Here is an 8,531-nt window from a genome sequence, read left to right as displayed (position 1 = left end):
AAGCATTCAGCAGTCGAGGATAGTTAAGCAAGAAGTCTAGTCGATTGGGTCGGGATAAATATCGTCCACAGGTGCTTAAACTTGCTTTCTACGGGTAAGATGATATAGCACCGGCACAAAGAAGAGGCTCACCAGGAGCCCAAAGGACAAGCCGACTACAACTGTAATTGCCAGCGGTCGCCGCAGTTCGGCACCTTCGCCAAAACCGATTGCCATCGGCAATAAGCCGATAATCGTTGTGAGGGTCGTCATCAGGATCGGTCGGAGCCGAAGACGGGCTGCCTCGAGGATTGGTTCGAGATTCGAAGTCGGCATACCGTCTCTTATCCCCTGGCTCGAACCCTGCATTTTGTGAATCGCATCGACCAGAATGATGCTGTTGTTGACGACCACACCGACCAGGACGATGAGTCCGAGGAAGACCATGACCGAGAGGGGCAGATTGAGCAGGAAAAGCGCGGGGATCACCGCGGATAATGCCACCGGAACCGTCGCCAGGATGATAAGCGGCCGCCCGAAGGATTCAAATTGCGATGCCATAACGACATAGACGAAAAACAGCGCCAGCAGCAGAGCGCGCTTTAGACTGCCGAGCGATGCTTCCATCTCGCGACTCTGGCCCCTAAATCGATAGTCCTGACCGACCTGTAAACCGGTCCTTTCGAGCCGTTCGCGCGCCCTGGATGTTGCACTGCGAATGTCTGTTGAACGCAAATCGGCAGTGACGATTCCGGCGCGAACACCATCCAGATGGACAATCTCTACAGGACCTTCGCGAATGTCGATACTGGCTATATCTGCCAGTTTAACCGGGCGTTCCTGACCCGGATTGACGACGACTTCTCGAAGAGTCCGGAGTCCTTCATCAAAGAAAGAAGCAGAGGCACCAGTCCCGGACGGGGGTATGAACTGGTCAAGTCGCACCCGGATATCGACGCGCCTGTCGGCCTCACGAACCCGGGTTGGCACGTCGCCATAGACCAGCCCGCGCAGTCGATCCGCAACGAAGCGCGCGCTTAGTCCCAGCCGCGCCAGCCGGTCCCTGTCAAACCGGACATTCGCCTCGGGATGACCCGAACGAACGGTGGTTTCAAGATCGACGAAGGCTGAATCACCTCGCAAAGCATCGATTATTACCGAACAGCGCGATCTTAAGCGCTCGGGATCATCCTCGAGGACTGCAATCTCGACCGGCTGCTTGAATGTGAATAGGGTCGGTGTCTTGACCCTCAACTCCAACCCGGGTATGTCCCGGGCTGAGTTCCTTATCTGTTCGATCAATCGGGATTGCCTTCGGGCGAGGCTGGAACCCGGCTTCAGATCGACGGTAATGTCCGCACGATGGGCATCGGACGCAACCCTCGAGCCTTCGCCGCGGTCGTTTCCGGAGCGAACCGACACGCGCTCTGCGGCATTGTCTCCGACAATTTGCCCTGCAATTCGCCTGGCAACGGAATGCGTCTTTTCGAGAGGTGTGCCGACCGGCAGTTCCATTTGGACGTCGAACAGTCCCTGACTGAAAGTCGGAACCAGGTCGGAACCCAAATAAGGCAGAAGGAAGAATGCAACGGGCAAGATTACAATAACAACCGGTAGTAAGATCCGGAGTGGACGACGAAGGAGATACTCCAGCAGTTTCAGGTAGGAAGATTCGAGCGCGATCTGAAACTGCTCCCGACGGCTGGGGTCTGCTGCAACCGGCTTCCCGGCGCGCTTTCTCTGGATCCAACTGGTGAGGAACAAGATGATCACCACCATCCAATGCCCTGCCAGTCGCAGGAATCCCGTCAGAATCCCAAGTATCGCTCTTAACAAAAGATAGATAGCGGCAACTCCAAGCGCCGGATAACGCAGCAGAGGTGCATCGATATTTGCAATACTTCGCCAATCATCGCGCGCCTTCACCCATTCGGATCGAATCGGAATGAGTTTTCTCAAATCTTGTGCAACATATGAGTCTTCCTTGTTGATCGCTTGCTTCCTTAGCAACCTCTTCTTGCTGCGAGTCGTCAACATTGGCACATAGAGCAATGCTACCGCGAGGGACATAGAAAGCGCGAGGACGATCGTCAGCGACATATCGCCGAATAACTGGCCGGCTACTCCACTAACGAAGACTATCGGGAAGAAGACTACCAGCGTTGTAAGGGTCGATGCTGTGACAGCACCGCCCACGAGTTGCGTTCCTCGAACGGCTGCCTCTACTCCGGTGTCTCCCGACTCCTTGCGTCGGCTGATCGATTCGACGACGACTACCGCGTTATCGACCATCATTCCGACACCGAGCGCAAGGCCGCCCAACGACATAATGTTTAGCGTGACCCCGGACATGTGCATCGCTGCAAAAGCCGCTACAAGTGAGATCGGAATCGAGATGGCAACGACCAGAGTAGGAAGTATCTTCCCCAGAAAGAACAAAAGCACCAGGACCGCCAGCAACCCGCCGACTACTGCGGCGGACCGGACATCGTCGATTGCCAGTCGAATGAACCTTGCTTGATCTGATACAACCAGACACTCGACACCGGCGGGCAACATTTCTACAATAGTAGGAATGTGAAAGCGTCCCGGTTCATTCGCCGCGCCGGACTTGGCAGCAAAGTCATCCTGTTTGTCGGATTGGCCATAGAGCCTTTTCAGCACTCCTTCGCTGACTATTGTGGGATTGGCTTCACCCTCGCGGAAGACCTCAAGTTCGACCGAAGTCCGGCCATCAACCTCAGTGATGGTGAGCGGGTCCTGACTTTCGCGGTGCACTCCGGCGATTTCTCTTAGGTAGATCTGCTGGCCCTGTCGCGACGCTATATGCGTCCCGCCGATGTCATCAACACCGGTGAACTCGAGCCTCGCGCGCAACATATACTCCGCTGAACCATCCGCGATGCGTCCACCGGCGACATTAACGTTATCGCTTGCCAACCGGGAAGCGATTTCCTCCGGTGTGATGCTGAGCAGCGCCATCTTTGCGGCATCTACCCGCACTTGATAGACCACCTCCTCCCCACCCTTGACTCGGACAGCCGCTACCCCGCTAACTTTCTCCAGTTCTCGTTTAACCAGATCTTCAGCAAGGCGACGCAATTCGCGAGGCGCGACCTTTTGCGACGAGTCATTCGGTCCGGTCAAGGCAAGACGGATGATCGGATCGAGATTCGGATCGTAGCGCAGGATCACGGGAGGCCGAACGTCATCGGGCAAGAAAACGAGGTCGATCTTCTCGCGAGTCTCCTGAGTAGCGCGATCCATATCGGCTTTCCAGTCGAACTCGAGGGTGATCTCGCTCAGTTCAGCCCGCGACGACGAGCGCATATCGACCAGATCCCGCAAAACTCCGAGTGACTGCTCCAGCGGTCGGGTAACAACTTCCTCAACCTCCTCCGGTGCGGCTCCGGGATACTCTGCTTGAACGGTGATCGACGGGTAGGTTATCGGCGGGAGTAAATTGACCGGCAGGAGGTCGAGCGACAAGAGGCCAAATACAAACACCGTAAGGACAACCATAGTCGCCGCGACGGGTCGCCGGATCGGGAGGTGATAGGGAGATGTCGATATGTCGGTGGGAAAGTTCAATGCATAGTCAGGTGAAGGCCCTAACCGTGAAACGACGAAGACTAATGAGAATCGGTCAAAGACAGAATTCTTTTTGGCAGTCTATCGTCAGTGGTAAGGCTTTGGAGATTGGGACAGACCTCAGGGTTCATGTCATTGGACGATCCGCACTTTGGCGCTGTCGCTGATGGTCGCCTGGCCGTCGATGACGATCAGTTCGCCCTCCTCGACACCATCGCCGATTTCAATGGATCCCCCTGTAGCAAGCCCAAGTTCAACAGGTCGTTTGTAAGCGATGGAGTCATTCACTACGAAGACAAAGGGGCGACCCGATTCATAAAGGATTGCACGTTTGGGAGCCACGAGGACTGCAACGTGAGTGGCGATCAATAGACGACACTCTACGAATTGACCGGGGCGAAACCGACCCGAACTGCCTTCGAGAAGGAATCGCGCCTTAATCTTACCAAAAGTCGGATCGACTACTTCACCCATCAGATCGAGTGTTGCGCGTCCAACGATGGTGCTGTCCGCCAGCGAGACGATTCCTATGGAAGTGTTGGGACCAACTACTGCTGCCTCCGATTCCGACAGCCAGATATGAATCCATAGTCGCGACCGGTCGATGATACGGAACAGCGGTCGAGCCATATCGACCCGGTCACCGGCATCGACCAGTCGCGATGTCACGAGTCCCCCAATCGGAGCAGATATACGCGTCCAGTTCAGTAGCAGGCGAGCCTGTTCGACCGCGATTTCAGCGTTGCTGCGAGCCAGTTCGATGCGTTTCAAGTCACCTTCAGGGAGCATACCGCGTTCTGCAAGGTCAACAGCGCGCTTCCACTCGTCGCTCTGGTGGGATAGTTCACCTTCTGCACGGAATAATGCCAGCCGCTGTTCAGCGTCGTCGATGAGACATAGCTTTTGCCCGGCTGCTACCGTCTGCCCCTCTTCGACAAAAAGCGAGGTGATCTGCCCGACGGTCCGGGCATAGACATCGACTTCTCGTGAGGCTTCAACGACGGAGTTAAATCGGACAAAGGATGTGATGGTTCCCCGACGCAAGGTATCGATGGCAACTGGCGCCGCCACCGGCGGATCCTTGCCCTTCTCTTTTCCGCTCCATTCTGTCTTGCATCCGGTAACCAGAATGCACAGCAGTACGAGCACGGTCAGGGGAGGGCGCAACCTATTTGTGCCGCACAACGCTGTTAACATAGCCTGAATCGGGAATCGAACGGCCGTCTTCATCGTAGCAGAAGAAACCTTGTCCAGTCTTGACTCCGAGGTGCCCGGCGCGAACCAGCATCCTGAGCAGCGGACAGGGACGGTATTTAGCGTCGCCGAGGTCGCGAAAAAGCGTTTCCATCCAGGAGAGAACGGTGTCGAGTCCCATCCGGTCAGCCATGGTCAATGGCCCCTGCGGCATTTCGTAACCGAGCCGCATCGCGGTGTCGATATCGTCCGCCGAAGCAACGCCTTCCATCAAGACCTGCACGGCCTCGTTCACCAGCGGCATCAAGAGGCGGGTGGTCACATAGCCGGGCGATTCGAAGACCTCAATCGCCGTGCGCTCCAGTCTCTTCGCAAGGCCGAGCGCAGCCTGAAAGGTCTCGTCGGTCGTCTTTAGACCTCGCACCAGTTCGACCACCTTGACCTTATGAACTGCACTGGGAAAGTGCATTCCAATGACCCGTCCAGGCCGTTTCAAGACCGAAGCCAGTTCGGTGATCGACAACGTCGATGTGTTGGTGATGAAGACGGCATCGTTGGCTGCCACCGATTCGAGATGACGAAGAAGGTTGTGCTTCAGATCGAGCCGTTCGGGAATCGCTTCAAGGATGAGAGGTTGATCGCCAATGTCCGACGATTCGACCGAGCCGTGGATGCGGGATAGTATTCCTCGCTTTTCCGACTCTGTCAGCGCCCAACGTTCAATTTCACGGTCGAGTCGCTCGGCCATCGACTCCAACGCATCCTTAAGCGCCTCCACGTCGCGTTCAAGTAAGAGGACTTCGATGCCGCGTCGAGCGGCAACTTCCGCCAGCCCCTGCCCCATCGTTCCGGCACCCACCACCACAAGGCGGGACGATCCGGCTCCCCCGGTCGTCTGAACCTCCAGAACGCCGAGGCTATCTTCATGCATAAAGTCTCCCGGCCAGCACTTAGCCGGCTGCTTATATCGTGTCGGCGCTTCCGGCCATCATTTCGACGGCACTGAAGAAGAAGGCCGTTTCGATCAATCCATTTTCGACCGAGTCCGAGCCGTGGACGACGTTGCGCTCTATGCTCTCACCATAAAGTTGACGAATGGTTCCCGGATTTGCCTTGGCCGGATCGGTCGCACCTATCAGTGTCCGGTAACGTGTCACCGCATCTTCACCGGCGACCGCAGCGACTACTACCGGCCCGGAAGTCATATACTCTACTAAACTTCTATAGAATGGACGCTCTTTGTGAACGGCGTAAAAACGTTCGGCGGTGGCACGGTCCAGTCGCAGTTTCTTAACCGCAAGCAAGGTCAAGCCGGACTCTTCGACCCGGTGCAAAACTAAACCGGTCAGTGCGCGAGAAACGCCGTCCGGTTTGACGATCATAAGGGTTCGTTCCATGAAGAGATTGGATGAGGGTTAGAGGTTCGAGGTTGCAAAAATACAGCGCGGTTATTGTCTAAGACGACCGACCGCACTACAATCTAACGAAAAGCCCGGGCTTGGGGCAACCCGGGCGGATGGTGCGGTGATCCACAAAGCAACGTTGCAGTGAAGTCAATGCCAATGCCAATGCAAATGCCAATACTAATGAGAGTCGGATGCTCTATTAGACATAAACATCGACATTTAGATAGTGATTTGAGAACGATGGCGGAAGTCAGTTCTTCAGGAGGGCTTCTCCGGCATCGAAGCCGATCTTGAACGCACGCTCGTTCTGAACCTCAGTGCCTTTGGGAGCCTTGGAGACCAATGCCTTGACGACCGATTCCGGGCCTAATGCCTTTGTGAGGCCAATCATCGCACCCAGCGCTACCGCACTGGTATAGACGACCTTCTTCATCTCGGTCTTGGTTAACTCGATCACCGGCAATTCATAGACTCGATACTTCCGGTCCACCGTCTGCACCAGTATTGGGTCAATCAACACGATGCAGTCGTCCTTCAAGTCCGTGCCGAACCGGTCCCAGGAACGTTGTGCCAGACAGAGCATAAAGTCGATCGCTGTAGTGCGGGGAAAAAGGATCCGCGTCTGGTCGAGGATCACATCGACCTTGGTCGGGCCGCCGCGCACCTGAGCCGTATAGGTCGGGCTGTCGAGCGCAAAAAGACCTTCGTAAGAAATCGCCGCGTCCGCGAGAATGTCACCGGCCAGGAGAATACCCTGACCCCCAACAGCGGCAAATCGGGCTTCGTAATGATTGAGCATGGAGATGAGGTTATTATCCTTGGGCTTGAGCGCGGGCGATGATCCTGTCGTAGGAATCGCAGTATTCCTCCCGCGACTCGTCTTGATGCAGCAAGCCGACGACGGACTTCTCGCGCAACTCCTCAGGCGACAGTTTGGCGGCTTCCTTGACGTTAACAGTTCGGGCGGCGATGTGCTCGATCAATTCCATCGGATCTGCGAGCCGGTTGCGCCGGCCAAATTGAGTATGGCAATTGGAGAGAACCTCAATCACTGAGAAGCCGTGGTGCTTTAGCCCGCCTCGGATCAAGCGCTCGAGTTGCGCTGCCGAACCTACGTGCCCGCGCGCGACGTAACTGGCACCTGCGCCGATTGCCAGTTTCGACAGATCGAAGGCCGGTTCGCTCATCCCATAAGGCGCTGTCGCTGCCTTGGCTCCGAGCGGCGTAGTGGGTGAAAATTGACCACCGGTCATTCCGTAAATGTTATTATTTACTATGATACAGGTGATGTCGATGTTGCGGCGGCAGGAATGGATCAAGTGGTTGCCACCAATTGCCGAGGCATCACCGTCGCCCGAAATGACGACGACGTGCTTGTCGGAACGAGCCAGTTTAACCCCGGTGGCAAAGGTGAGCGCTCTGCCGTGTGTAGTATGCAAGGTGTTCATATCGAGGTAGCCCGGCGCTCGCGAGGTGCACCCAATACCTGAAATGACGGCGGTGTCGTCCTTCGACCACTGGATAGCCTCGACGGCTCGTAGCAGTGCCTTTACGATAATGCCGATTCCGCAACCGGGGCACCACATGTGCGGTAGGTGCTCCATCCGGAGGTAATTCTCGAGGCGCAGCGCCATTAGTCATTCCTCCATGAAGAGTTAACAGCAATGATCTTATCCAGAATCTCTGCCGGATAAATTGGAACGCCTCCCACTTTCTGAACACCTACGACCTCACACTCGCCGCGAACGACACGTTCGACCTCGTAGATTAACTGCCCCAGGTTAGCCTCTGCGACAATGATTGTCCGGCAGTGTGAGGCAAGTTGCCGTACTGCCTCTTCGGGAAAAGGCCAGAGCGTGATCGGACGGAAAAGCCCGGCTTGGATGCCGTTCTGTCGAGCATCGCTCACTGAAACAACTGCTGCTCTGGCAGTGGATCCAAATGCCACAACACCTATTTTAGCGTCCTCAGTCAAGTATTCCTCGAACTTTTCGATCTTACTCAGGTTTGCCGTGACCTTTCGCATCATGCGGACATTCTCGGCATGGCAGATGGCTTGCGTGGTGGTAGGGAAGCCGCTGGAATCGTGGTTGAGGCCGGTCATATGGAACCGGTAGCCGCTGAAGTAGGATGCCATCGGAGGCACGTCGCTCTTCGATGAGTCATAGGGCAGGTATTCTTCCGGGGGCACCGATGGCGGAGTTCGATCGACGATCTGAAGGGATTCGTCGGGAGGTATCTCAACGCGCTCGGAGAGGTGCCCGATCACCTCGTCTATCAGAAGATAAACCGGCATCCGGTAGGCTTCGGCAAGATTGAAGGCGCGGACGGTCTCCTCATAGACTTCGTCGAGGTAAGCCG

General features: G+C 55.9%; 7 protein-coding genes. All 7 read right to left on the bottom strand.

The window, feature by feature from the left end:
- Positions 1-75: 75 nt before the first annotated feature.
- On the bottom strand, positions 76-3,570 hold the full coding sequence (locus tag FJY67_10145; GenBank protein ID MBM3329814.1) for an efflux RND transporter permease subunit: 3,495 nt from the start codon (positions 3,568-3,570) through the stop codon (positions 76-78).
- Positions 3,571-3,702: 132 nt separating this feature from the next.
- Complete coding sequence (locus FJY67_10140; protein ID MBM3329813.1) at positions 3,703-4,800, bottom strand: efflux RND transporter periplasmic adaptor subunit; 1,098 nt, start codon at positions 4,798-4,800, stop codon at positions 3,703-3,705.
- Positions 4,739-5,695: a 3-hydroxybutyryl-CoA dehydrogenase gene (locus FJY67_10135; GenBank protein ID MBM3329812.1), complete on the bottom strand. Its 957-nt coding sequence runs from the start codon at positions 5,693-5,695 to the stop codon at positions 4,739-4,741. Before FJY67_10135 ends, FJY67_10140 begins: the two co-directional genes overlap by 62 nt.
- Before the next feature lie 31 nt (positions 5,696-5,726).
- Positions 5,727-6,161 (bottom strand): nucleoside-diphosphate kinase, encoded by a 435-nt coding sequence (locus FJY67_10130; GenBank protein MBM3329811.1) that lies wholly within the window; start codon positions 6,159-6,161, stop codon positions 5,727-5,729.
- Between the two features lie 259 nt (positions 6,162-6,420).
- Positions 6,421-6,969 carry a 2-oxoglutarate:acceptor oxidoreductase gene (gene oorC, locus FJY67_10125; protein MBM3329810.1) on the bottom strand — a complete coding sequence of 183 codons (549 nt, stop codon included), beginning with the start codon at positions 6,967-6,969 and terminating at the stop codon, positions 6,421-6,423.
- Between the two features lie 13 nt (positions 6,970-6,982).
- On the bottom strand, positions 6,983-7,804 hold the full coding sequence (locus FJY67_10120; protein ID MBM3329809.1) for a 2-oxoacid:ferredoxin oxidoreductase subunit beta: 822 nt from the start codon (positions 7,802-7,804) through the stop codon (positions 6,983-6,985).
- Positions 7,804-8,531, bottom strand: a 728-nt coding sequence (locus tag FJY67_10115) for a 2-oxoacid:acceptor oxidoreductase subunit alpha (protein MBM3329808.1), incomplete at its 5' end; no start/stop codon positions are given. The genes FJY67_10120 and FJY67_10115, both read right to left, overlap by 1 nt.

The sequence above is a fragment of the Calditrichota bacterium genome (assembly GCA_016867835.1).
Lineage (GTDB): Bacteria > Electryoneota > AABM5-125-24 > Hatepunaeales > Hatepunaeaceae > VGIQ01.
Note: the sequence above shows the minus strand (reverse complement) of the source record. Positions and strands in the feature narration are given on the sequence as shown.